Here is a 24,503-nt window from a genome sequence, read left to right on the forward strand (position 1 = left end):
TTAAAAAGCAATGAAAAAAATACTTTTCAGCACATTTCTGATGATCTGCACGGTAGTGGCTTTTGGTCAGAAGTATGAATCTTTCGGTAAGAAGATCAATGCGAAAGACGCAGCTCCTGTTTCTACCCTGGAAGGGAAAAACGAGTTTAACGGTGAAGTGGTGAAGATAGAGGGTGAGGTGGAGTCGGTTTGCCAGATGAAAGGCTGCTGGATGCGGATCAAAAAGACCGACGGAACCACCATGATGGTGAAATTTAAAGATTACGATTTCTTTGTACCGAAAGATATTGCGGGTAAGAAAGTGATTTTTGAAGGGGTACCTTCGGTGAAAACACTCTCGGTGGCTGAACAGAGACATTATGCTGAAGACGCCAAAAAACCGAAAGAGGACATTGAAAAGATCACCCAGGATAAGGTAGACCTGACGTTCATTGCCGAAGGGGTCCTGGTACCTAAGAATTAATTCAAACCCGAAATACGCTCCTGTAACTGGAGCATTTCATCTCTGAAACGGGCCGCCTGCAGGAAGTTCAATTCGCCGGCGGCCTTTTCCATATTGGCTTTTGCCTCCTGCAGGAGTTTTTCCAGCTGCGGCTTGTTCATATAGGCCACCACCGGGTCTGCCGCAATGTTCGATTGTTCCGGCTCCACGTAATAGTTTTTGGCTACCGGCTTAAAGTCGGCAATGGACGTCTGTTCCAGGATAGCCTCCTTGCTTTTCAGGATGGTTTGCGGGGTGATGCCGTGGTCGGTATTGTATTCCGTCTGGATAGCCCGCCGCCGCATGGTTTCGTCAATGGCCGTTTGCATGGAGCCGGTGATCCGGTCGGCATACATGATCACCTTGCCGTTGGCATTTCTTGCCGCCCGCCCGATGGTCTGGATGAGCGAGCGGTTATCGCGCAGGAATCCCTCCTTATCCGCATCCATGATGGCTACCAGAGACACTTCCGGAAGATCAAGACCTTCACGGAGCAGGTTAACGCCTACCAGCACATCAATTACACCGAGGCGCAGCTCGCGCAGGATCTCCACCCTTTCCATGGTTTTGATCTCGGAATGGATGTACCGCCCTTTGATGCCTACCCGCTCCAGGTAGCGGCTGAGCTCTTCGGCCATACGTTTGGTAAGCGTGGTGACCAGCACCCGCTCTTCTTTTTTGATGCGGTCGTTGATCTCTTCCAGGAGGTCGTCGATCTGGTTCAGGCTGGGCCTCACGTCGATTTCCGGGTCAAGCAGGCCCGTAGGACGGATAATCTGCTCTACTACCACACCCCCGGCCTTATTCAGCTCGTAATTGGCCGGTGTAGCGCTCACGTAGACGGTACGGGGAGTAAGCTCTTCAAACTCCTGGAAGGTGAGCGGCCGGTTATCCAGGGCCGAAGGAAGCCGGAACCCGTACTCCACCAGGGCGGTTTTCCGGGAGCGGTCGCCTCCGTACATGGCCGTGATCTGGGGGATGCTTACGTGGCTTTCATCGATCACCAGGAGGAAATCGTCCTGGAAATAGTCAAGCAGGCAGAAGGGTCTTTCTCCCGGCATGCGCCGGTCAAAGTACCGGGAATAGTTCTCGATGCCGCTGCAGTAGCCCAGCTCGCGCATCATTTCAAGGTCAAATTCGGTACGTTCCTGTATCCGTTCGGCTTCCAGCTTCTTACCTTCATCTTCAAAATACCGGATCTGGGTCACGAGGTCATCCTGGATCTGCCGGATAGCCGTCTGCATCACGTCTTTTCCCGTAACAAAAAGATTGGCCGGGAAAATGGCTACGTTGTTTTCAGACCTGATTTTTTTGCCGGAATGCGGCTCTATCATGTGGATATCCTCTACTTCATCGCCCCAGAAAATGATGCGGTACGCAAAGTCGGCATAACCGGGATACACATCTACGGTATCTCCTTTCACCCGGAAAGTACCCCGGTTGAATTCGGCTTCGGTGCGCGAATACAGGATAGAGACCAGGTCATACAGCAGGCGGTTACGGCTGATGGTGTCGCCTTTTTTGACCCTGACAATGCTCTGCTTGAATTCATTGGGGTTACCGGCGCCGTAAATGCAGGATACGGAGGCCACCACGATCACGTCTTTCCGGCCCGACATCAGCGAGGAAACCGCCGATAGCCGGAGCTTATCGATCTCCTGGTTGATCATCAGGTCTTTTTCGATGTACGTGTTGGTAGAGGCGATATAGGCTTCAGGCTGGTAATAATCGTAATAGGAAATGAAATATTCGACGGCATTTTCCGGGAAAAACTGTTTGAATTCGCCGTAGAGCTGGGCTGCCAGGGTTTTGTTATGGCTGAGAATCAGCACAGGCATATTCAGCCGCTGGATGGCGTTGGCAATGGTAAAGGTTTTCCCGCTTCCCGTAACCCCCAGCAATACGGTGGCTTTTTCACCCGATTCAACAGATCTGACCAGCTGGTCAATGGCCTGGGGCTGGTCGCCGGTAGGTTGAAATTCAGACGTGATTTTAAAGCTCATAATGTCAAAAACGGGAAATACCTATGAAATATAACGTTTTTATTTTTCGGATAGTTGCACTTATCTTTTCAGGGAAAACTTTTTCCCGGGATTTTGCTTAATGATTTCCTGAAATTCCAGGTTAAGCAATACCGAGGGCAGCCTGCCTGCAGGAACCCCGGCAAACCAGCTCAGCTCATCGATCTGCATCTCGCCACGCTCCGCAAGCAGGGTCAGCACGGCTTTTTCTTCTTCGGAGAATGACGACAGGTCCTGTTCTTTTTTTGCCGGTTGGGCCGTGGTGTTCCACTGCATCCAGTCGATCAGCGCCGCTGCATCTGTAAAAATATGGGCTTTGTGCTCGAAGATCAGCCGGTGCGTACCTTCCGACTGCTTTTTGCCGAGATCGCCGGGCACGGCAAATACCTCCCGGTTGTAATTATTGGCAAACTCTGCAGTGACCATAGACCCGCCTTTCCCGGCCGATTCCACCACCAGCACTACTTCGCTCAGGCCGGCGATGATCCGGTTGCGTGAAACAAAGAATTGAGGGTGCAGGCGGGTGAAGACGGGCTGTTCGGAAATGAGGAGGCCCTGCTCCAGCATTTCTTCTGCCACTTTCCGGTGCGGGGAAGGGTATACGGTGTCCAGTCCGTTGGCCAGTACGCCCAGCGTAGACAGGTTATTTTTCAGGGCTTCGCGGTGGGCCGTGATATCAATGCCGTAAGCGAGGCCGCTGATGACCTGGATGCCGCTCAGCTCGGCCATCAGGCGGGTGACCACCGCTTTGCCGTAAGGGGTGGCGTCACGCGTGCCTACAACGGCCAGGGTTTTGCGGGGAGCGACAGGTCCGTTTCCTTTCAGGTAGAGCACGGCCGGGCAATCGTAGGTTTCTTTCAGCGCCGCCGGGTAGTCGGCCGAGCGGAGCGGGACGATCCGGATGTTTTTCCGGGCAGAGCTTTCAATAATGCTTTCTGCTTCGTGGAGAGCCTCGTCTTTCCGGCTGAATACGCTGACCAGGTGCGCACCTATCCCCGAAACCCGGAGCAGCTTTCCTGAGGGGATGCGAAAAACGTCACGGGCCGACCCAAAGTGTGACAACAGGTTTTTGTAGAGAACGCTGCCTATGCCTTCGAGGCGGCTGAGCGCAATTTCGTAAAGTAATTCTTCAGTTATGCGATTCGATTCCATCCCTTAAAAATACTAAGGAATTCCGGATTTCCCGCAAGCGGGCAAGAACTTCTTCATGTTCTCCCTCCGTTTTTGCCTTTTGGCGCAATTGTTCCTTCGTACCTTCCAGGGTGTAGCCTTCTTTGTGGATCAGGTCTACGATCCTTTGCAGCTTTTCAATGTCTTTGTGCGAGAACTTCCTGCTCCGGCCGGCTTTCCGGATATTCAGCTTGAATTCAGCCAGGTAATATTCGAGGGTGGTTTTCGGAATTCCCAGGTGCCCGCAGACTTCATCGGTAGAATAAAAGAGTTTCATATTATCGGCGGTTATCGTCATTTTCAAACATGCTCAGGTAGCTCATGTAACGGCTGATATAAATCTGCCCTTCTTCCACCGCATTTTTAACCGCACACTGAGGCTCATTGATATGCAGGCAGTTATGGAACCGGCATTGATTGAGAAGATCGCGGAATTCGGGAAAGAAGTGAGCCAGCTCTTCCTTTTCAATATCGATCAGGCCCAGCTCTTTGATGCCGGGGCTGTCGATGATCCGGGTGCCGGGCTCCGGCTCGAACATTTCGGCAAAGGTGGTGGTGTGCACGCCTTTGTCTGAAAAGCCCGAGACTTCAGAAGTGGCCAGGTCGAGATCGGGCAGCAGGGTATTTAAAAGGCTGGATTTGCCCACGCCCGAATGGCCGGAGATCAGCGACGTTTTACCTGCCAGCGCGGCCTTCAGCTCATCTATTCCCTGCAGGGTCATAACCGACGTTTTAATGCAGCCGTAGCCCAGCCCGCTGTACAGTTCTGCCAGCTCGTCCTGGTAGGCCAGCTCTTCTTCATCAAGGATATCCTGCTTGTTGAAAACCAGGGTGGCCGGTATCCGGAAGGTCTCGGCTGTTACCAGGAAGCGGTCAATAAAGCCCAGGGAGGTCTTTGGACTGCGCAAGGTGACAATGAGGATAAGCTGGTCTACGTTGGCGGCCAGGAGGTGGGCGTGGGCCGATTTGTGCACGCTCTGCCGGATAACGTAGTTTTCGCGGGGAAGAATATCTTCAATGATGTTTTCGTCCGGGTGAAAAAGTACCCGGTCGCCCACGGCTATCGGATTGGTGACCTTGAGATTTTTGATCTTGAATTTGCCTTTCAGACGGCATGAGACCATCTGGCCGGCCTGCAGGTCTTTGACCTCATACCAGCTGCCCGTTGACCGGAAAACAATCCCTTCTCTAAGTTCCAAATCCGCCATTTTTTCGCAAAGCTATGATATTTATTTGAGGTTATGGAAAATAGTGCACGGGTACCTTAAAAACTTAAAAAAAACTTAAGAGTTTTCAGGCGTGTTTCCGATAGCAATTTTGAGCCGGTTTGTTGGAATAATACTACTGTTTTTCTGTTTTTTGAGAAAAATGTAACCTCAGAATGATATTTTTTACCGTATACTAAATTTTAAGGTAAATTTAAGGTCCCAGAGGGAGGAAATTTGCGGCTTTGGCGTTATCTTAGCATAACAACAAAATGAGCTTACAATTATGAAAAAGGGATTCCTGTTTGGTATTGCTGCGCTGGCAGTAGGAGTAGTGGTGTACACATTGGGTAATAAAAAAGTAAAGACTGGTTTTTACCCGGGAAAAGCGGTTTATAAGTACTGATGGTCGTTCTACGTGATTCCTGGCAGGATTTCCTGTGGCGGTTACGTGGGTAAACTTCAAAAACGGAGAATCCGAAGGATTCAAATGTTTATAGCCAGTAGTGTTAAGATGATTATCCGGCCCCGAAGGGGTCGGATCTGAATGCCGCGCCTGGTTCTCGACTACGCTCGAGCTGACACGTAGCGGCCGCCATTTGTCAGTTCGAGCGTAGTCGAGAACCAGGCGTAGTCGAGAACCGGGCACAGTCGGGAACCAAAAGCATAACTTAAGACCCCGTTCTAACCAGGAACCAGGCGTAATCAATAACCAAAAGCGTAGCCGGAAACCCGGGTTTTTTCTCTCCTGAATTGTTCATTACGCCTGAGAGCCTTCCAATTAAAAATCCTTCCAACCCTGCCCACCTTTCGGCACTTTTAAGTATTTTTGAATTCATTCAACAACAACTCATGTTTAATACGATCGTATTTGAAAAAAGAGACCGGAAAGCGTATATCATGTTTAACCGGCCGGACACCCATCACGCGCTGAGCCGGGAAATGCTTACGGAGCTGACCGCGGCTGTCCGGGAATGTGCCCTTGATGAAGAGATACGGGTAGTGATCCTGTCGGGAGGTCGTGAAAAAGCTTTTTCTTCCGGAGCGGATCTCAAAGAAGGCCTGGCGGATACCCGCCTGGGAAATGTGCTGAAAGAAGTCTATAACCCGCTGATTCTCGGGTTACGCGGACTGAAGAAACCGGTGATCTGCCGCATGAACGGACTGGCCGCCGGTGCCGGGATGTCGCTGGCGCTGGCCTGCGATGTGATCATTGCAGCCGACGATGCCTATTTTTCCGAACTTTTTGTAGGCATAGGCCTCATGCCCGATGCCGGATCTATGTTTTTCCTGCCCCGGCTGATTGGTCCGTTACGGGCATTTGAGCTGTGCAGCACCGGCCGGAAAGTGTATATGGAAGAGGCCGTGCAGATCGGGCTGGTGAATAAGGCCGTGCCGAAAGATCAGCTGGATGCCGAAGTGGAGGCCCTGGCCGACCGGTATGCGTCAGCCGCTACCCAAAGCATCGGCATCATGAAGCAGGTGCTGAACCAGTCGTTCAACAAAGACCTGGAAGAGGTACTTCACCTGGAGGCCGAAGGACAGACCATCTGCGGCCAGACCGAAGACTTTGCGGAGGGCGTAATGGCTTTCCTGACCAAGCGACAGCCGGTTTTTAAGGGAAAATGAGTTTTTATAGGGGAAATGTTAAGAAACACTTTGCCAAAATAATAAATTTGCAAAAAAAATCAATATACGTTGTATGTCAGAGGAAGGGAAGGAGAGGAGTCTCAATTTTATAGAAGAAATAGTAGAACGGGATCTGGAAAACAGTATCCATGCCGGACGGGTGCTGACCCGTTTCCCGCCGGAACCCAACGGGTATCTCCATATCGGTCATGCCAAGTCGATTTGTCTTAACTTCGGACTGGCCCGGAAATATGGTGGCGGCACCAACCTTCGTTTTGACGATACCAATCCCGTGACGGAAGATACCGAATACGTAGATTCTATCAAAAATGACGTAAAATGGCTGGGGTTTGACTGGGTGAATGAATTTTATGCCTCCGATTACTTTGATGAGCTGTACGCTTTTGCCCGGCAGCTGATCAGAGACGGACTGGCCTATGTAGACGACAGCACATCGGAAGAAATGGCCCTGCTGAAAGGCACGCCTGCTGTTCCGGGCAAAGACAGCCCTTACCGCAGCAGGACCGTGGAAGAAAACATGGATCTCTTTGAGCGGATGGCTGCGGGAGAATTCCCGGAAGGAAGCCGGGTGCTGAGGGCAAAAATAGATATGGCGTCCAGCAATATGCTGATGCGTGACCCCATCATTTACCGGATAAAATTTGCAGAACACCATAGAACCGGCGATAAGTGGAAGGTTTACCCTATGTATGATTTTGCCCACGGGCAGTCGGATTCTATTGAGCATATCACGCATTCCATATGTACCCTGGAGTTTGTTTCGCACCGCGAGCTTTACGACTGGTTCATTGCAAAGCTGGGTATTTTCCCTTCTAAACAGTACGAATTTGCCCGCCTGAACATGACCTATACCGTGATGAGCAAAAGAAAGCTCCTCCAATTGGTGAACGAAAAGCACGTTTCAGGTTGGGATGACCCCCGGATGCCTACTATTTCGGGCATGCGGCGGCGGGGATATACCCCGAAGTCGATCCGTGATTTTGCAGAGCGGATAGGTGTACAGAAGCGGGACAACCTGATCGATGTAAGCCTGCTGGAGTTTTTTGTGCGGGAAGATCTGAACCGCGTGGCCATCCGGGTGATGGCGGTCTTTGAGCCTTTGAAGGTGGTAATTACCAACTGGCCTGAAGACAAAACCGAGGTTTGCCGGGTAGAAAATAACCCGGAAGACCCAGAAAGCGGGTATCGAGAGATCAACTTCGGGAAGGAAATTTATATAGAAGCAGGCGACTTCATGGAAGAGCCACCGGCCAAGTATTTCAGGCTGAAGCCGGGAGGAGCCGTGCGCTTAAAAGGGGCCTATATCATTCAATGCGATGAAGTGATCAAGGCAGACGACGGCCGGATCACCGAGCTGCGGTGCTCTTATATTGAAAATTCAAAAAGCGGGGAAGACGTAAGCGGCATGAAAGTCAAAGGAGTGATTCATTGGGTGAATGCGGCTGAGGCAGCAGAAGCCGAGGTTCGCCTGTACGACCGCCTGTTCAAGGCAGAGAACCCGGCGGCAGAAGAAGGAGATTTTAAGGATTTTATCAACGAGAATTCGCTGACGGTAGTGAAAGCCCTGGTAGAACCGTCCCTGTTAAAGGCCAGCCCGGAAAACAAATACCAGTTTATACGGAACGGTTATTTTGTGGCGGATCCTGACAGCCAACCGCCCCATAAGCTGATTTTCAATAAGACCGTTGGTCTGAAAGACAGCTGGAAATGAGGCCCCGGGCCTCATTTCCTGTTTTTAGCTCAGACCAGTCAAATGATTTCATGCCGGTGTACGTTGTAAACGCAAAAAAACAGCAGGAATAGTTCCCTGTGCTGAGATTTTTATCTGCCGAAGCACCACCACCGGGAAAGGGGATGCTCTTGTCCTTTCAGGAAATCAGATACCATTTCCATGCCGGTGACCGAGAAGGTAATCCCGTTACCGCCCATGCCTAATACAAAATAAGCACCGGGGAAATCGGGGTGCTCGCCGATATACGGGAGGCCGTCTTTGGTTTCGCCGAAGGTGCCGGCCCAGGCAAAGTCGGTCCGGAAAGCAACTCCGGGAAACAGCTTTTCAAAAATCTGCTCCAGGCGCTTTTTCTTTTCGGTGATCGACTGGTCTCTTTTCTGGGGATTCTGGAATTCGTCGTCTTCTCCGCCTATCAGGATGCGGTGGTCATCGGTAGTTCGCATGTAAATGTACGGGTCACCGGTATCCCAGATCAGGGTTTCAGAGATCTTATCGGGCTTTTCAATGAAGGGCTCGCTCACAATGGCGTAGCTGCTCAGCAGGTCTACAAACTTCTCCGGGATGATCTCCGTGCTTTCAAAGCCGTTGCAATAGATGATCTTCGCGGCTTTGACTTTGTTGCCGTATTGCGTGGTAGCCACAATTCCCTTTTTACCGTATTTTACCCCCGTGATCTCTGTTTTGTCGTATACATCGAGCCCGTTTTTAAGGTTGTAGTAGAGCAGGTCATGGGCCAGGCGGAAAGCATCGATACTACCGCCCTGGTAGGTGAGTATGCCTCCGTGCGAGCCGGCCAGGTCAAACCGTTCCCTGATTTCGTCGGCTTCGAGCCAATCGCCCCTGAAGCCGTGCTTCAGCCGGGTTTCGTGCTCTTTTTTCAGATCGGGCACATCCTTTTTGTATTTGGCATACAGCAGGGAGTTCTTCTTTTTAAATCCGCAGGCCGACTTTACCTTTTTGGCGAGCCTGCCTAAGGTATCTATGGAGTCGTAACAGGCCCGGTAGCTGGCTACAGCTCCTTCTTCACCGATCATGCCGATGAGCTCCCAGAGCGGGGTATCCACTTCATACTGCAGCATGGAGGTGGTGGCAGAAGAGCTCCCGTTGGCAATTTCCCGCCTGTCGGCCAGTACGGTCCGGTAACCATCTTTTACACATTGGTGCGCTATAAGGCTGCCGGTGATTCCTGAACCTATGATCAGGATGTCGGTGCTGATATCTTCCGCTAAGGAAGGATAGGAGGCGATCAGGCCGTTTTTAACTAGCCAGAACGGTTCGTTAGAGGTGAGTTTCATGTGGTTAAAATATTTGTTTTACCGAAGTTAGTGAAGAATAAATAAAAAGCCACCCCGAAAGGTGGCTTTTTATTGAAGACGGGTCAATCTTTTTTCCCGAAATCGCCGGCATAGAGGAATACCATCTTGTCGGCGGAAATGTATTTTTTGAGTGCCGCATTGACCTGGTCAAGGGTCAGGGCATTGATCCTGGCTTCCAGCGCATCATACTCTTCCAGGGGAACGCCCAGGTAAAGCAGGGTATTGATCAGCGTGCCTGCCAGGAAGCCGTCGTTGCCCAGCGAGGTCTTCCGTACGGTGCTCCAGCTTTTTTTGTTGGCATCCAGCTCCTCCTGGGTGAATCCTGTGCTCAATGCTTTACGGACCTCATCTTTGATGGCTTCATCTACTTTTTCCTGGAATTTAGGGTTATAGAACGCATAAACGCCCCAGTATGCCGCTTTGTTGTCGTAAGGAACGTTGATGAACGACCCTGCCCCGTAGCTGATCCCTTCGTTTTCCCTGAGCCGGGTAGGGATCCGGGCGGTCAGGAAGCCGCCGCTTCCCAGGATGGCGTCTACCATTACCAGCGCCGGGTAATCGGGTGAGGTTCTGTCCAGCTCAAAATTCATTTGCACCATTACGGCACCGTTTTCCTTATCCGGGGTGTTTACCTTTTCCGTACTGTATTTGGTAGCAAAATAGGTAGGCTGAACTTTAACGTATTTGTCTTTGGTTGTCCAGTTGCCGAAAGTACTCTTTACAAGGTTTTCCACTTTGGCTCCGCTCAGCCCGCTTACCACCGTTCCGTAGCCGTTATTGGCGCCCAGGGTCTTGTACAGCTCTTTAATCTGGGCCAGGGTTACCTTGTTTAAGGCTTCTATCTGCTCATCCGGTGTAGCGGTATAGTAAATGTGGCCTTTGGGGTATTGTGAGGTTCTCCTGCCGATCTGCCCGAATGCAATGGACTGCGGGTCATTCCTGGAAGCCTCTATGCCTGTTTTGTTCTCTTCTATGGTTTTTTTGAACTCGGCTTCCGGGAAGGTAGCATGGGTCAGTATATCTTTCAGGAGGTTCATCACCGGTTCAAACTGATCTTCATACGAGCTTACATTGACCACCAGCGACTGCCCGCTGAAGCCAACAGAGATCTGTGATTTGAGCCGGTCCAGCTCATCCTGGATCTGCTCTTTGGTACGCGTGGTGGTCCCGGCTTTCAGCAGGGAGGCCAGCACCGACTTTACTTCGTTTTTGCCATTAAGCGACTCTGCCGTACCTATGGGGAAACGAAAAGCCGACACTACCTTTTTACCTTTAATAGACTTGTTCAGGTAGGCGTACTTCATGCCGTTAGGCAGCTTGCCGGTAGTCAGGTTTTTGCTGATATTCGGAATGGAGGCCTCGAATTCGGCCAGGGCTGCCTCTTCAGCCCTGCCCTTGTAGTTTTGGGTTAGCGCTACGATCTCCTCATCGGGGTATTCTTTGGATCTGGCTCTTTCGGCATCTTTTTCCGGGATAAAAACACCCAGGGTACGGTTAGCCGGGATAAAATACTTTTTAGCTACCCGCCGGATGTCATCGAGGGTGAGCTGCTCTACGGCATCGCGGTACAGGAAACCCAGGCGGTAATCTCCGGCCCCCACGATCTCGGTGAGGTTAACGGTCATACCGATGGTATTGTTCTTAATATTTTCCAGCTGCTTCAGGAGCTTCGATCTGGCCCGGCTGAGGTCCTGTTCCGTAAAATTAATTTTCGGAATGTTGTCCAGCTCGGTAACGAAGATTTTCCGGGCTTCTTCCAGGCTCTTGTCTTTGGCTACGGTAACGCTCAGGTACAGGAAGCCGGGGTCACGGAGATTGGGTTGCCAGCCCGTAACGCCGGTGGCTTTGTGCGAGTCGATCAGGGCTTTGTACAGGTAGCCGGAAGGGTCAGCGGTCAGCATTTCGTTCAGCGCATCAACGGCTGCGAAATCTTTGTCGGCAAAGGCAGCCGTATGGTAGGCGGCGGCCACCATCTGCACGTCACCGGCTCTTTTGAGCTCCACGAAGCGCTCGCCGTCCTGGGCCGGTTCTACGGTATAGGTTTTGTCGAGCACGCGGGCCGGGCGGGGAATCACCGAGAAGTACCGGTTAATATATTCCAGCGCTTTTTTCTCGTCAAATTTCCCGCCGATGATCAGCGTGGCATTGTCAGGCTGGTAATATTTTTCATAGAAAACGCGGAGGCGGTCTGCTTTCACACGCTCAATGTCTTCTTTGGAGCCGATGGTGCTGTTACCGTAATTGTGCCACAGGTAAGCTGTTGAAATGATGCGCTCGTTCAGCACCGCATCCGGGTTGTTTTCACCGATCTCGAATTCGTTCCTCACCACGGAAAACTCCTTGTCGAGGTCGGCCTGGAGGATGGTGGCATTGATCATCCGGTCAGCCTCCATTTCGATGCTCCACTTCAGGTTTTCGTCAGTAGAAGGAAACACTTCGTAGTAGTTGGTGCGGTCATACCAGGTGGTACCGTTGGCCTGCCCGCCTTTTTCAGACAGCATTTTTTTGATATCGCCAAGGTTTTTGGTGCTTTTGAAAAGCATGTGCTCCAGCAGGTGGGCCATCCCTTTCTCACCGTACCCTTCGTGCCTTGAGCCCACTTTATACACAATGTTGACCACTACATTGCTTTGGGAGGCATCAGGAATGAGGAGTACCTGCAATCCGTTATCCAGCTTGTATTCTTTAATACCTTCTACAGAGGTAACAAAAACCGGGGCCTGCTGGGCCTGCAAGGCTATAAAGCCCGCCATCAGCAGGAAAGTCAATAGCGTTTTTCTCATAGGTTTGTTCAATTGTTTATTTGTTCAAATGTACTGTTTTTTCGTTTTCATTCTGACGGTTTCCCGTAAAAATCAGATGAGGCACCGGGCAGGCCCGCTTATTTCCGCGACTGGTAATACTCACTGGGAGTTTGACCGGTAATCTTTTTGAAAGAGCGGTTAAAGGCTGTTTTGGAGTTAAATCCTACTTCAAATGCAATGCCCAGCAGGGTATAGTTATGGTACCTGGGGTTGTTGATATTTTCTTTGAACTCTTCAATCCGGTACGAATTGATGAAGTCGAAAAAGTTCTTGTCATACCCTTCCCGGATGACCCTTGAAAGAGTATGTGACGGGGTTTTTACCAGGGTAGCCAGGTCATTCAGGGCCAGGTTGGGGTTAAGAAAGGGCTTCTGTGTCTTCATGACCTCTTCTATACGGACCCGGAAGGTTTCCAGGTCATCTTCTGCAATGGATGCCCGGGTTTTGGCCGCTTCAGGTTCGGGGGCTGTGGTTTCGGCACCGGAGGTTTCCTCGTGGCTGATCTTGAAGATCTCGGGCTGATGAATGGCATAATAGCCCAGCACAAACCCGATCAGCGAGAAGGCTATCCAGATCAGGTTGATGCTGTTTTCCAGCAGCTCGGTGATCTGCCCGCTTCTCAACGTGTTGACCGCAAAAAGAACACAGGTGAAAACGCCCAGCACAATACAGATCATAAAAATCACCAGTACGGCAGAGAGGTAGTTGATGTTCTGGTGGTAGGCGGTTTCGTTAATATAGCTTTCCGAATAGTTCCGGATGGCTTTTTTGCATTTGTAGTAATAATACAGGTTGCTGAAGACGGCAACAATAAAGCTAACGGCAAAAACCCACTTCAGGTCAGTTTCGTTATTGACAATTTTGTGCTGAAAGCGCTTCCCGTCCATAAAGAAATACGGGATATAAGCCAGGAAGAGCAAAGAGGGCAGGATAAAATGAGGCCAGGCCTGGTTGCTGCTGAACCGCATCCGGAACAGGAGCCGGTGCAGGTAAAAATAAAATACGGGCGCAAAGGTGAACAAGGCAAAATTAGGGATCAGGATCAGCTTGGGGAATACATTGGCCACATCGCGGTAATACCCGATCACCTTAAAAAAGAGGAAAAAAGAGGCCAGTCCCAGCAGAATAACCAGCAGGCGGTTGGCTTCCCGGTTAAAGTCCTGCATGGTGGGCACCACAATCATGAGCAGGAAGCCCTGAAATGCGGCAAAAAGAAGAATGAGGTCAATGAGCGAAAAGAAGTTAAAGGTGGAAGAAAGGTCTTCCCAGTTTTCAATTTCCACTTCGATCTCCTGGTTCGGCTTGTAGTCCGACCCGTGCACAATGCGGTTAGGACGCGCCTTGCCGCTCTTCCAGCTTTCGGCCGAGTTCCAGTCGCCGCGGTGAAACTTATACTCCAGGCTTTCGAATTTCGAGAAAATATTGATCTTATAGCTGCCGTCAAACTGCTTTTTCAGGCGGAAGAGCTCATCTTTGATCACCCAGTTGTTAAAGTTTCCGGATATGTAAATGGCGGCATCGGGCGGGGTATTCTCGGGTACCTTGGTCACATGAATCTGGTATTCGGGGCGCTGTTCCCACCCGGATATGGTCAGGTAAACGGTGCCGTCAGCGATACGGTCTTCTGAAAACAGGCGGTTGGGCAGCAGGGAGCCGTCAGACCGGGCCTCCACGATATTCCAGTTGCCCTGGGTAAATTTATATTCAAATTCACCAAAGCCTTCGCTGATGTCGATCGTGTACGTGTTCCGGTTGATTTTCCGGAGCTTCCATTGCGGATCCCGGGGGTTCCAGTTGTTCAGGGTAGAGGCCATGTAAATGGGCTGGTCGGGCAAAGGAAGGCTGTCTGCCCTGACTTCGATACGGATCTGGCCAAAGAGAGCATGCTGGGTGATGAAAACCCCTGTCAGGAAAATAAGCAGAAAACGCAACAAGGCTTAAGGCTGATTTTATTCAAAGATACAAACTACTTAGTAAGTTAAAAACTAAAAGATAAAAGTTAAAAGTTTCGCAACATTTTTAATAGTGAACAGTGAACAAACAATCCCGGGTAATTAAATACCGTTATTCCAAAATTGTTCACTGTTAGTTGTTCACTGTTCACTGATAGTTGTTCACTTAAAACAGAATCTTCCTGCCTGCTTTTAACTATCTGCCGGGTCCAGCTCTGCCGTAAAATGCCTCAGCAGCGGTGCCTCGTAGGTGATCCGATACCCGGAGAGCAGCTCTCTTTTACGGAAAACCTCGATGATCACCTCGCAAACGTAATCAATATGGCTTTGGGTATAGACCCGCCGGGGTATGGCCAGCCGCACCAGCTCCATGGGTGGGGCTATGTGCTGCCCGCCGGCATCATACTTTCCGAACATCAGTGAGCCGATCTCCACGCCGCGGATACCGCCTTCGAGGTAGAGGGCATTGGCCAGGGCCACACCGGGGAACTGCCCGGCGGGAATCTGCGGCAGGAAAGCGCTGGCATCCAGGTAAACGGCATGCCCGCCGGTAGGCAAAACCATGGGTACACCGGCTGCGGTCAGCTTTTCGCCCATGTACTCTATGCTCCGGATACGGTAGCGGAGGTAATCTTCGTCGAGCACCTCCTCCAGCCCCTGGGCCATAGCCTCCAGGTCACGTCCGGCCAGCCCACCATAGGTAGGAAACCCCTCGGTAATGATCAGGAGATTTTTGGCTTCCCGCGCCAGGTCGTCATCGTTAAAGGCAAGAAACCCGCCGATATTGACAAGGGCATCTTTTTTGGCGCTCATAGTGCAGCCGTCGGCCAGCGAAAAGATTTCGCGGGCAATTTTCCGCACCGGCGTATTTTCATACCCTTTTTCACGGGTCTTGATGAACCAGGCGTTTTCTGCAAAACGGCAGGCATCAATAAAAAACAGGATGCCGTGCCTGCGGCAGATGGCCGCTGTTTCTTTCAGGTTCTGAAGAGAAACCGGCTGTCCGCCTCCCGAGTTGTTGGTGATGGTCATCACGCACATGGGAATGTTCTCCGCTCCTTTTTCAAGAATGAAGGCTTCGAGGGCTGCCGTATCCATGTTACCCTTGAAGTCAGCAATCAGCTGCGGCTTTTTGCCTGCTTCGGTGAGCAGGTCAACGGCTTCGGCACCCGAGTACTCGATGTTACCGCGGGTGGTATCAAAAAAGGTGTTGCTGACAAAATACCTGCCTTTGCCACCCAGCAGGCTGAAAAGAATTTTCTCGGCAGCCCTGCCCTGATGGGTGGGAATAATGTGTTTAAAACCGGTAATGCCGGCAGCGGTTTCCCGGAAACGGTAAAAGCTTTCGGAGCCGGCGTATGACTCGTCGCCGGTCATTATACCGGCCCATTGCCGGGCACTCATGGCTGAGGTGCCGCTGTCGGTCAGCAGGTCAATGAGCACGTCGCCCGCTTTTACCAGGAAAAGATTATTTTTCGCCTCTTTCAGTATTTGCTCACGTTCCGGGCGGGTGGTAAAGGTGAGCGGCTCTACGGATTTGATCCGGAAAGGTTCAATGATGGTTGCCATTTCAATGGGATTAAAAGTTAAACAATAAAATACAGCGGGAAAGAATCACCTTCCTCCCCGGTCTTTTATCCGGATAAACAATAACCACATTTCGAAGCTCATGGTTTTTCAACTGATGGGCGAATATAAGAATTTCAGGGGAGAAATCCCAAATAAGATTCGGGGTTTCACCCCGACGAACCGCGCGGAGAATGAATAATATTCAGCCGCTTTTTCAGTTCCGCCTTTTTGGCATTGGAAACAATGAGCGGTTGGGTCATGCCTTCAAAGTAGAGCTCATTTTCCCTGATCTTCTGCAGGTGGTGCAGGTTAATGTAGATCGACTGGCTCAGCTTGTAAAAGCGCGGGTCGCGCAGGTGCTTGCCCAGGTGGCCGATGTTCATGGTCACCAGCAGGGGTTGCGGCTCATACAGGCGGTAGATATGGGTAAAGGCCCGCTCGGCAAGAAGATATACGATCTCCTCTTTTTTGACCCGTATATGGCTGCTGTTGGAGTACACAAAGAAAGAGTCCAGGTCTTCGGGCGCAACGATCCGGGCTGCAGCCACCTGCACCTGGTATACCAGCTCTTTGGGATTAAAGGGCTTCAGCAGGTAGGCGGCAGGACGGGTGGTATGGGCCCGTGCAAAAGTCTCGTTGTCGTCTTTCCCGGTCAGGTACAGCACCGGGGCCTTCGAGATATCCTGGACTTCCTGTATGACCCGGATGCCGTCGCCGGAATTGCTTCCCAGCTCAATGTCCATGATGATCAGGTCGGGCCGGAACCGTACCACGGTGATCAGGGCCTCCTCGTACGTTCGGGCGATCCGAATCTGGGAGAACCCGGCGTCTTCCAGTATCTCCCGGATGTTTTCAGCAGTAAATACCTGATCTTCTACAATCAGTATCTTCAAATTATTCATATGGTATAGAGTGTTAATGATCAGCCGTGAGCGGGGAGTTGTATTTTTACCGCGGTAAAGCTCCCCTTTCAAGGCGTATTGTTTTATGGTTGTTTCGGTTTCGGGCGTTTGTACCGAAGTATAAAATTCAGGCCGTTCCCGCTTTCGTACCGGCAGGTTCCCTGCAGCTGCTGCGCCAGCATTTCTATCATCCGGGCGCCGAAAGAAGCCTGCATCAGGCTGTGCTCGAAATGGCCGTTATCACTGACTTTCAATACAAGGTACTTGTCTTCCGGGGCTGCAATTACTTCATACGTGGGCCTATCCACGGTAGGAAATGCATATTTGCAGGCATTGGTGGTCAGCTCGTTCACTATCAGCCCCAGGGTGAGGGCTTCATCGGGACCCACTTCCAGGGGAGCTATCCGGCAGGTTACCTGTACGTGCTCCTGGTCAAAGGTGCGCAGCACTCCCGCTACGATCTCCTTCAGGAAAGGCTCGAGCTGGATAGAATTGATGGTATCCCGGTTATACAGGCGCCGGTGCAGTGAGGCAATGGCCTCCAGCCTCAGCTGGCTTTCCGTCATGGCCTGGCGGGCGGTGCCGGCGTCTATCCGCACCGACTGCATATTGAGCAGGTTGGATACCACCTGCAGGTTATTCCGGAAACGGTGGCTTTGCTCCTGTACCAGCAGGGCATTGACCTGGCTTATCTTCTTGTTTTTACGGTACAGCCGGAAGAGCACCAGGGCAGAGCCCAGCGCCATAGCCAGCAGCAGGGCGGCAAACACCAGTGACCACCGTTGCAGCCGGATGTTCTCACTCTGCAGGCGCAGCTCTTCTTCCTGGTGCTGGAGGATGATCTCTTTCTGCTCCTGCTGGTAATGCGTCCGGTAGACCGGTTCGTTTTTGATTTGTGCTTCCAGCTTCCTGCCTTTTTCTTTCTGTTCTGTCAGCAAGAGAAAGGCATTCTTCCAGTCGTTCACTTTCTGGTAGTAGTGAATAAAATGGGCTGTAATACGATCTTCCGCGGGACTGTCGTAGGGCATATATTTTTCGCGGACCTCCCGGGCTTTTTCCAGGCTGGCCAGGGCTTTGGTGGGTTGCCCGGTATTCAGGTAATGTTCTGACAGGGTAAGGAGACTGGCGATCTCGAGGTTATTGCGGCTGCCGCTCACCTCACGGCGGAAGAGCTCGAGGTCGGTGGTTTTCGACGGGCTTCCCTGCAGCATATGCAGGTGATTCCGCGCCGACCTGATCTCTTTCAGCCCGTTTTCTTCTTTCAGCTTCATTGCCAGCTCTTCAGCCCGGTCATAATAATAGGTGGCGCTGTCGTACCGCATATAGGGGTTAAATGCGGCCCTTTCCTGCGGGTCTTCGCGGTACCCGGCATAAAACATGCCCAGGTGGGAATAAACCAGCAGCCGGCCGGCATCTATTCCGGCTTCTTCGGCCAGGGAAAGGGCTTTCCGGTAGTACGCCATTGCTTCTGCATAAGTGCCGTTGTCCTGTTCAAGACCGCCCAGCCGGGTATACAGGCGGATCAGTGGAAACCCTACCGGACGGGTTTCCAGTATATATAACGATTTCAGGTACCATACGCGTGTACGGAGGTAGCTCCCCGATACGAATGATTCCAGCTTCCCGAAAAGATAATAGGCCTCGGCCAGTTGAAGAGAGTCATTATCGCGAACGGCTTCCCGGTATACCCGGTTAGCCCATTCCCGTCGCTCCTTCTCGGTCCTGGGAGACAACTGGGCCGACAGCAGGCCGGGTAATAACAGTAGTGAAAGGTATAGGGTTTTCAAGGCGCTCATGCGTGCAATCCATCCCCAAATATATAGTAAAAAAACAATGGAGAGGAGTTATTTTTTTGAACGTAAAATGTAGGAAATAAAATAGAAAACAGGATGTATAACATATGGGGATGTTTGTTGGATGTTTTACAGGGTTTGTTCGAATGGATTTGGTTTTATTTTAAATAGCTGCGGAAAAGCATTTTTTTGCCGGGGAAATACCGCTCCGGGCAGCGGGGCGGATGCCTGGAGGGTATCTTTCGTTGTTTAAGCGAATAGGCGGCCGGTCATTTGTATAACCGATCAGGTGATTGGGATAAAAGATATGAACTATCGTATAGTGTCTGTTGTATGCCCGTTTTTTTTCATTCATTTTTGAGGAAGTTAAGAGAACCACTGGAAAATTTAACCCCTGAATTAAACGCTGTTGCGCTCTCCCTCGTCCCCGGACGCGGGGAGAGTGTATCTTGTCCTGAATGCCCAAAGGGTTGCTCCTGCGGGGTAAGGCTTACGACCGGATATTCAGTTCGGTGCCCAGCACCACCGTTTCGAACCCTTTTCCTTTTCGTTTATTCTCTATTTCGTCGAGCAGGATTTCTGCCGCTTTCCGGCCTATGGTGATGGCGGGCTGCACAATGGTGCTCAGCGGCGGCTCCAGCAGATGGGCCACGCCCAGGTTGGTGAAGCCGATAAGGGTAATGTCTTCCTGGTCATTGCTGACCAGCTTTTTATAGGCCTGGAAACAACCCAGGGCCAGGCGGTCGCTGCCCATAAAGAAGGCATCGGGCCGGGTATTTTTCAGCAGGTCACGGATGGCTTCTTCTGCCTCTTCGGGCCGGAAGCTGCAATATTTGATCAGCTCTTCTCTCACCGGCAGGCCGTGCTTTTCCAGCGCGCTCTTGTAGCCGGCCATTCTTTCGCGGGTGATGGAAAGGGTGGGAGGGCTGGTGATGTGGGCAATGTTCTTCTTTCCTTTCCCGATCAGGTATTCTGTGGCTTTGAAGGCCCCTTCAAAATTATCAACCACCACTTTATGGGCCTCGCGGGTTTCGGGAACGCGGTCAAAGTAAACAATAGGGAAATTGGTCTGGTGATACTCTTCCAGGTGACGGATGTCTTTGCTGTCGCCCGAAAGAGAAAGCAGCAGGCCGTCAACTTTCCGGGCAAAAAGGTGCCGGATATTGGCCGTCTCCCTTTCCAGCGACTCGTGGCTCTGGAAAATCACCACATGATATCCCCTTTCGTAAGCGATCTCTTCAATGCCGTTAATGGCCTGGGAAAAGAAGGTATTGGCAATTTCGGGCACGATTACCCCGATAGACCGGCTCTTGTTCTCTTTCAGGCTGAGGGCAATCGGGTTCGGCCGGTAGTTCATCTTTTCAGCGTATTCCACTATCCGCTTTTTGGTTTCGGCATTGATGTCGTAACTGTCCCGCAATGCCCGCGATACCGTTGAAATCGAAATGTTCAAAGCCCTGGCAATATCCTTGATCGTAATTGAACTCACGCTGTTCTGATTTTTATACAATTTTTACAGGGGTGCCCTCTTATTTTCCACCCGTAGTAAATATAGGTTTTATAGAGCACATAACCAATAGTAGACGTGTATTTCTTTTTACGGCGGGCAGAATCTGTCCCGTTCGGTAACGTTTGCATAAAATTTTAAAGACGATAGTTTGGTTCATGCTTTTATTGTCCATATCCTTACAGTTCAATAAAACGTGTGCATATAATTTCTCTATAAAATCATATCTTTAAATAGTACAAAATGAACCTATTTGATCTTACAGGAAAAACGGCATTGGTTACCGGGTGTAACCGGGGAATCGGCAAGGCTATGGCTGAGGGACTGGCCGAAGCGGGCGCTGACATTATCGGTGTATCGGGAAACCTGGCGCCAAGTGGTTCTGAGGTACAGCAGGAAGTAGAAAAACGGGGCCGGAAATTCAGGGCCTATCGGGCCGACTTTAACGACCGTCAGGCGCTTTACCGGTTCCTGGACCAGGTAAAGGCAGAGCACCCCGTTATTGATATCCTGGTCAATAACGCCGGTACGATCCTTCGCGCCCCGGCGGCAGAACACCCCGATGAGTACTGGGACAAAGTCATTAATATCAACCTGAATGCGCAATTCCTGATCACCCGCGAGATCGGTAAAGGAATGGTGGAACGGGGAAGCGGGAAGATCATTTTTACCGCTTCATTGCTGACGTTCCAGGGCGGCATTAACGTGCCGGGGTATGCGGCCAGCAAAGGAGCGATAGGCTCGCTGGTCAAAGCGTTTGCCAACGAATGGGCCTCCAAAGGGGTAAATGTAAACGGTATAGCCCCGGGCTATATTGCTACTGATAATACAGAGGCCCTGCGGAACGACCCCGACAGGAGCCGGTCTATCCTCGACAGGATCCCGGCAGGCAGGTGGGGCCAGCCGGACGATTTTATAGGCCCGGCCGTATTTTTATGTTCGAAAGCGTCTGATTACGTGCAGGGAACCATCCTGACCGTAGACGGCGGATGGATGGGAAGATAATTATTTTTTGATATGCAGATACGATATGAAAGTAGTCCACGCGAAGTGGAACGAATGAATACCAGCGAATTGAGAGAAAATTTCCTGGTAGAGACCGTTTTCAGCGACGATGCCGTTGAGCTGGTTTACTCGCATTATGAACGACTGATTGTGGGCGGAGCCAAACCGGTCAGCCGGGCCCTGACACTGCCCACTTACGATGCGCTTAAAAGCGATTTTTTCCTGGAAAGACGGGAGATTGGCATCATTAACGTGGGCGGAAAAGGAAAAGTAATCACCGACGGTACTGCCTGGGAACTCGACAAGCTCAGCTGCCTTTATGTGAGCCGGGGAACGGAGAAGGTACAGTTTGAGTCGGCCGATGCGGCCAACCCGGCCCTGTTTTACCTGCTCTCCACACCGGCGCACAAGGAGTATCCCACCACCCTGTACACCAAAGAGCAGGCGTTGCCGATGACCATCGGTGCCCCGGAAACCTCTAACCACCGCACGGTGTACAAGTACATCCATGCTGACGGCATAGACAGCTGCCAACTGGTGATGGGCCTGACCATCCTGCACAACGGCAGCATCTGGAATACCATGCCGCCGCATGTGCACGACCGCCGTGCCGAGATCTACCTGTACTTTGATGTGAACGAGCACCACGGCGTGATGCACTTCATGGGAAAACCGGATGAAACGCGCCACATGTGGGTGAGGAACCACCAGGCCATTATTTCACCGCCGTGGTCGATCCATTCGGGTGCAGGTTCGGCCAGCTACTCGTTTATCTGGGGAATGGGCGGCGAAAATAAAGATTACACCGATATGGATTTTGTGGATTTGAACGGGCTGCGGTAATTAACGATGGACAACGATTGGCCTGTTACCTGAAGCCCGGCGCTCAAAGCTCAGCACTCGGTACTCGGCACTCGGCACTCGGTACTCTTAACTCGGCACTCGGAACTAAGGCATTCTGAACGTATGAAAAAACTTCTTGCAATTCTTTTCTGTCTGTCTCTGGCAGGCTTCAGGGCTGACCCGGTAAAGCAGCGGATCTTCCTGATCGGTGATTCTACGATGGCCGATAAAAAAGCGTCGGATGCCCCCGAAACGGGCTGGGGACAGGTTTTTTACCGGCTGTTTACCGATGCCGTGGAGATTCAGAATCATGCCGTGAACGGGAGAAGCACGCGGAGCTTCCGTACGCTGGGGCACTGGAAAGCCGTGCACGACCAGCTGCGCAAAGGCGATTACGTTTTTATCCAGTTCGGTCATAACGATCAGAAAGAGGGCGATACCCTGCGTTATGCCGCCGCGCAGACCGATTACCGGGCCAACCTGGAACGGTATATCCTTGAAACGGAAGCAAAAGGAGGTATCCCGGTGATCCTTACACCGGTGATGCGCAGGAAATTCGATGAGAACGGCAGGCTGGTGGATCAGCACGGCGAATACCCCGGCGTGGCCCGTGAAGTAGCCCGGAAACACCGCCTTACGCTGATCGACATGCATGCCGGCAGCTGGAAAATACTGGAGGAACAGGGCGAGAAAAGTTCAAAGAAGATTTTTATGCATTACCCGGGCGGGGTATTCCCCAAATTCCCGGACGGAGTTACCGATAATACCCATTTTTCGCCTTACGGGGCCGCTTTAATGGCCAATACTGTGGCCGATGAGCTGATGAAGCAGGGTCACCCGTTGCGTAATTTCCTGAAAAAATCGGTTTATCCCGAAACGTGGGAGTACCAGCTGCCCCTGACCTATGAGCCCTGCTTCCGGAAAGATACCTTCAATATAGTTCGCTACGGTGCCCGGGCCGACGGCATAACCCTGAATACGGCGGCGATCACTCAGGCAATTGAACAGGCCAACGCCGCCGGTGGCGGTACGGTGCTGATCCCGGCAGGGGTATGGCTTACCGGCCCGCTGAAGCTGAAAAGCCAGGTCAACCTGCACCTGGAAAGAGGCGCATTGCTGCAGTTCAGCAATAACCGCGATCATTATCCCGTGGTAGAAACTACCTGGGAGGGGCAGAAGGCCTTTCGCTGCCAGGCACCCGTGTGGGCGGTAGGACTGGAAAACATAGGGATCACCGGGGAAGGCATCATGGACGGCTCGGGAGAAGTATGGAAGCAGGTAAAGAAAAATAAGCTGACCACCACCCAATGGCGCAGGCTGGTGGAAAGCGGAGGTGTTTTGTCGAAAAACGGGGATACCTGGTACCCCAGCGAGCAGTCGCGGTACGGAAATGAGGAAGCCAAAGAATGGGCCAACCTGTGGGCTGAAGGTAAAACCCGGGAAGATTACGAAGCAATACGCGATTTCCTGCGGCCCAACATGATCAGCATTACCGGCTGTGAAAATGTGCTGATCGAAGGAGTTACTTTTCAGAATTCGCCGGCCTGGACCCTCCATCCCCTGCTGACCAACCATATCACGCTCCGGAACGTGCATGTCAGGAACCCCTGGTTCGGGCAGAACAACGACGCCCTTGACCTGGAATCGTGCCGGTACGGGGTGGTTGACGGCTGCACCTTTGATACCGGTGATGACGCTATCACCATCAAGTCCGGCCGCGATGAGCAGGGCCGCCGGCGGGGTGTGCCTACTGAAAATATTGTGGTGAAGAATACTACGGTATTTCACGCGCACGGCGGTTTTGTGATCGGCTCGGAGATGTCTGGCGGGGTAAAGAACCTTTTCGTAAACAATTGCAGCTTCCTGGGAACCGACATCGGCCTGCGCTTCAAAACCAAGCGCGACCGCGGCGGAGTAGTAGAGAAAATATACATCTCGGATATTGCCATGAACAGCATTCCCGGCGAAGCCATTCTCTTTGATATGTATTACGAAGCGAAAGACCCGGTGCCCGCTGACGGAGACAGCAACGGGCTGCCCGAAATAAAGGCCGAACCCGTTAACGAAGGCACGCCGCAGTTCCGCGATTTTCATATCCGCAATGTGGTCTGTCACGGAGCCGCCACGGCCATCATGCTGCGCGGGCTGCCCGAAATGAATATCCGGAACATCACGATAGAGAACAGTAATTTTATTGCCGACCAGGGAGTGGTATGCGTGGAAGCAGAAGACATTACGATAAGGAATGTGGGCCTGTTCACGAAGTCGTCCAAAGTCATGCAGGTGCAGAACAGCAGCAATATTCTTTTTGACCGGATCAGCTGGTCGGGAGAAAAAGAGACCCTGCTGGAGCTGAGCGGTGAAAGAAGCCGGAAGATACAGCTGACCGGAACCGACACATCAAAAGCCCGGAACAAAGCGGTCTTCCTCCATAAGGCGAAGAAAGAAGCGTTCCTGGAAAAGCCGGACAAATGAGTGAAAATACTGATTCTGTGCCGTTGCCCGTTAAATATATTTTAAAAAAGCGAAGGTTTTCAGAAAGTAGTGTTAATT

The 24,503-nt window shown here is 51.5% G+C and carries 17 protein-coding genes; 6 read left to right on the forward strand and 11 right to left on the reverse strand.

The annotated features are described in order from the left end of the window. The first annotated feature begins 10 nt into the window (after positions 1-10). Complete coding sequence (locus tag AB2U10_RS06660) at positions 11-463, forward strand: DUF4920 domain-containing protein (protein ID WP_367913570.1); 453 nt, start codon at positions 11-13, stop codon at positions 461-463. On the opposite strand, the gene uvrB is transcribed toward AB2U10_RS06660, so the two are convergent. From uvrB to rsgA, 4 genes are read right to left on the reverse strand one after another with little or no spacing between them, the layout of a single operon-like run. Further along, the gene (uvrB, locus tag AB2U10_RS06665) at positions 460-2,484 is read right to left on the reverse strand and encodes an excinuclease ABC subunit UvrB (RefSeq protein WP_367913571.1); all 2,025 of its coding nucleotides are present in this window, start codon (positions 2,482-2,484) and stop codon (positions 460-462) included. The genes AB2U10_RS06660 and uvrB overlap by 4 nt on opposite strands. 60 nt (positions 2,485-2,544) lie before the next feature. Beyond that, positions 2,545-3,654: a DNA-processing protein DprA gene (dprA, locus tag AB2U10_RS06670; RefSeq protein WP_367913572.1), complete on the reverse strand. Its 1,110-nt coding sequence runs from the start codon at positions 3,652-3,654 to the stop codon at positions 2,545-2,547. Continuing rightward, positions 3,632-3,949, reverse strand: coding sequence for a MerR family transcriptional regulator (locus AB2U10_RS06675; RefSeq protein WP_367913573.1), 318 nt, complete (start codon positions 3,947-3,949; stop codon positions 3,632-3,634). The genes dprA and AB2U10_RS06675 overlap by 23 nt, the downstream gene beginning before the upstream one ends. Before the next feature lies 1 nt (position 3,950). Then, positions 3,951-4,871: a ribosome small subunit-dependent GTPase A gene (gene rsgA / locus AB2U10_RS06680; protein WP_493820322.1), complete on the reverse strand. Its 921-nt coding sequence runs from the start codon at positions 4,869-4,871 to the stop codon at positions 3,951-3,953. An 858-nt stretch (positions 4,872-5,729) separates the two neighbouring features. On the opposite strand from rsgA, the gene AB2U10_RS06685 reads away from it, so the two are divergent. After that, positions 5,730-6,506 carry an enoyl-CoA hydratase/isomerase family protein gene (locus AB2U10_RS06685; RefSeq protein WP_367913575.1) on the forward strand — a complete coding sequence of 259 codons (777 nt, stop codon included), beginning with the start codon at positions 5,730-5,732 and terminating at the stop codon, positions 6,504-6,506. Positions 6,507-6,579: 73 nt separating this feature from the next. After that, the gene (locus AB2U10_RS06690; RefSeq protein ID WP_367913576.1) at positions 6,580-8,238 is read left to right on the forward strand and encodes a glutamine--tRNA ligase/YqeY domain fusion protein; all 1,659 of its coding nucleotides are present in this window, start codon (positions 6,580-6,582) and stop codon (positions 8,236-8,238) included. Positions 8,239-8,348: 110 nt separating this feature from the next. Here AB2U10_RS06690 and AB2U10_RS06695 read toward each other — a convergent pair whose 3' ends face one another. The 7 genes from AB2U10_RS06695 to AB2U10_RS06725 all read right to left on the reverse strand — a co-directional run bounded on the left by AB2U10_RS06695 (position 8,349) and on the right by AB2U10_RS06725 (position 20,084). Further along, positions 8,349-9,554, reverse strand: a complete 1,206-nt coding sequence (locus AB2U10_RS06695; protein WP_367913577.1) for an NAD(P)/FAD-dependent oxidoreductase — start codon at positions 9,552-9,554, stop codon at positions 8,349-8,351. Positions 9,555-9,637: 83 nt separating this feature from the next. Then, positions 9,638-12,358 carry a M16 family metallopeptidase gene (locus AB2U10_RS06700; RefSeq protein WP_367913578.1) on the reverse strand — a complete coding sequence of 907 codons (2,721 nt, stop codon included), beginning with the start codon at positions 12,356-12,358 and terminating at the stop codon, positions 9,638-9,640. A gap of 98 nt (positions 12,359-12,456) precedes the next feature. Then, a complete protein-coding gene (locus AB2U10_RS06705; protein WP_367913579.1) occupies positions 12,457-14,313 on the reverse strand; it encodes a helix-turn-helix domain-containing protein in 1,857 nt (618 codons plus the stop codon). A 210-nt stretch (positions 14,314-14,523) separates the two neighbouring features. Next, the gene (locus AB2U10_RS06710) at positions 14,524-15,900 is read right to left on the reverse strand and encodes a tryptophanase (protein WP_367913580.1); all 1,377 of its coding nucleotides are present in this window, start codon (positions 15,898-15,900) and stop codon (positions 14,524-14,526) included. A gap of 167 nt (positions 15,901-16,067) precedes the next feature. Further along, on the reverse strand, positions 16,068-16,802 hold the full coding sequence (locus AB2U10_RS06715; RefSeq protein ID WP_367913581.1) for a response regulator: 735 nt from the start codon (positions 16,800-16,802) through the stop codon (positions 16,068-16,070). Positions 16,803-16,885: 83 nt separating this feature from the next. Continuing rightward, positions 16,886-18,589 (reverse strand): sensor histidine kinase, encoded by a 1,704-nt coding sequence (locus tag AB2U10_RS06720; protein ID WP_367913582.1) that lies wholly within the window; start codon positions 18,587-18,589, stop codon positions 16,886-16,888. 496 nt (positions 18,590-19,085) lie between these two features. Continuing rightward, complete coding sequence (locus AB2U10_RS06725; protein WP_367913583.1) at positions 19,086-20,084, reverse strand: LacI family DNA-binding transcriptional regulator; 999 nt, start codon at positions 20,082-20,084, stop codon at positions 19,086-19,088. A gap of 261 nt (positions 20,085-20,345) precedes the next feature. Here AB2U10_RS06725 and AB2U10_RS06730 point away from each other — a divergent pair, with 261 nt between their 5' ends. The 3 genes from AB2U10_RS06730 to AB2U10_RS06740 all read left to right on the forward strand — a co-directional run bounded on the left by AB2U10_RS06730 (position 20,346) and on the right by AB2U10_RS06740 (position 24,425). After that, positions 20,346-21,107, forward strand: a complete 762-nt coding sequence (locus AB2U10_RS06730; RefSeq protein ID WP_367913584.1) for an SDR family NAD(P)-dependent oxidoreductase — start codon at positions 20,346-20,348, stop codon at positions 21,105-21,107. 12 nt (positions 21,108-21,119) lie between these two features. Further along, positions 21,120-21,950: a 5-dehydro-4-deoxy-D-glucuronate isomerase gene (kduI, locus tag AB2U10_RS06735; RefSeq protein WP_367913585.1), complete on the forward strand. Its 831-nt coding sequence runs from the start codon at positions 21,120-21,122 to the stop codon at positions 21,948-21,950. A 123-nt stretch (positions 21,951-22,073) separates the two neighbouring features. After that, positions 22,074-24,425 (forward strand): glycosyl hydrolase family 28 protein, encoded by a 2,352-nt coding sequence (locus AB2U10_RS06740; RefSeq protein WP_367913586.1) that lies wholly within the window; start codon positions 22,074-22,076, stop codon positions 24,423-24,425. The last annotated feature ends 78 nt before the right edge of the window (positions 24,426-24,503 follow it).

The sequence above is a fragment of the Leadbetterella sp. DM7 genome (assembly GCF_040829825.2).
In the GTDB taxonomy this organism is placed as follows: domain Bacteria; phylum Bacteroidota; class Bacteroidia; order Cytophagales; family Spirosomataceae; genus Leadbetterella.

Bases quoted from the DNA above. Each gene is read 5' to 3' on its own strand.
- AB2U10_RS06660 (WP_367913570.1), top strand. From the start codon at position 11: ATGAAAAAAATACTTTTCAGCACATTTCTGATGATCTGCACGGTAGTG.
- kduI (WP_367913585.1), top strand. From the start codon at position 21,120: ATGCAGATACGATATGAAAGTAGTCCACGCGAAGTGGAACGAATGAAT.
- AB2U10_RS06695 (WP_367913577.1), bottom strand. From the start codon at position 9,554: ATGAAACTCACCTCTAACGAACCGTTCTGGCTAGTTAAAAACGGCCTG.
- AB2U10_RS06710 (WP_367913580.1), bottom strand. From the start codon at position 15,900: ATGGCAACCATCATTGAACCTTTCCGGATCAAATCCGTAGAGCCGCTC.
- AB2U10_RS06700 (WP_367913578.1), bottom strand. From the start codon at position 12,358: ATGAGAAAAACGCTATTGACTTTCCTGCTGATGGCGGGCTTTATAGCC.
- AB2U10_RS06740 (WP_367913586.1), top strand. From the start codon at position 22,074: ATGAAAAAACTTCTTGCAATTCTTTTCTGTCTGTCTCTGGCAGGCTTC.
- AB2U10_RS06675 (WP_367913573.1), bottom strand. From the start codon at position 3,949: ATGAAACTCTTTTATTCTACCGATGAAGTCTGCGGGCACCTGGGAATT.
- AB2U10_RS06690 (WP_367913576.1), top strand. From the start codon at position 6,580: ATGTCAGAGGAAGGGAAGGAGAGGAGTCTCAATTTTATAGAAGAAATA.
- AB2U10_RS06715 (WP_367913581.1), bottom strand. From the start codon at position 16,802: ATGAATAATTTGAAGATACTGATTGTAGAAGATCAGGTATTTACTGCT.
- uvrB (WP_367913571.1), bottom strand. From the start codon at position 2,484: ATGAGCTTTAAAATCACGTCTGAATTTCAACCTACCGGCGACCAGCCC.
- dprA (WP_367913572.1), bottom strand. From the start codon at position 3,654: ATGGAATCGAATCGCATAACTGAAGAATTACTTTACGAAATTGCGCTC.
- AB2U10_RS06730 (WP_367913584.1), top strand. From the start codon at position 20,346: ATGAACCTATTTGATCTTACAGGAAAAACGGCATTGGTTACCGGGTGT.
- AB2U10_RS06685 (WP_367913575.1), top strand. From the start codon at position 5,730: ATGTTTAATACGATCGTATTTGAAAAAAGAGACCGGAAAGCGTATATC.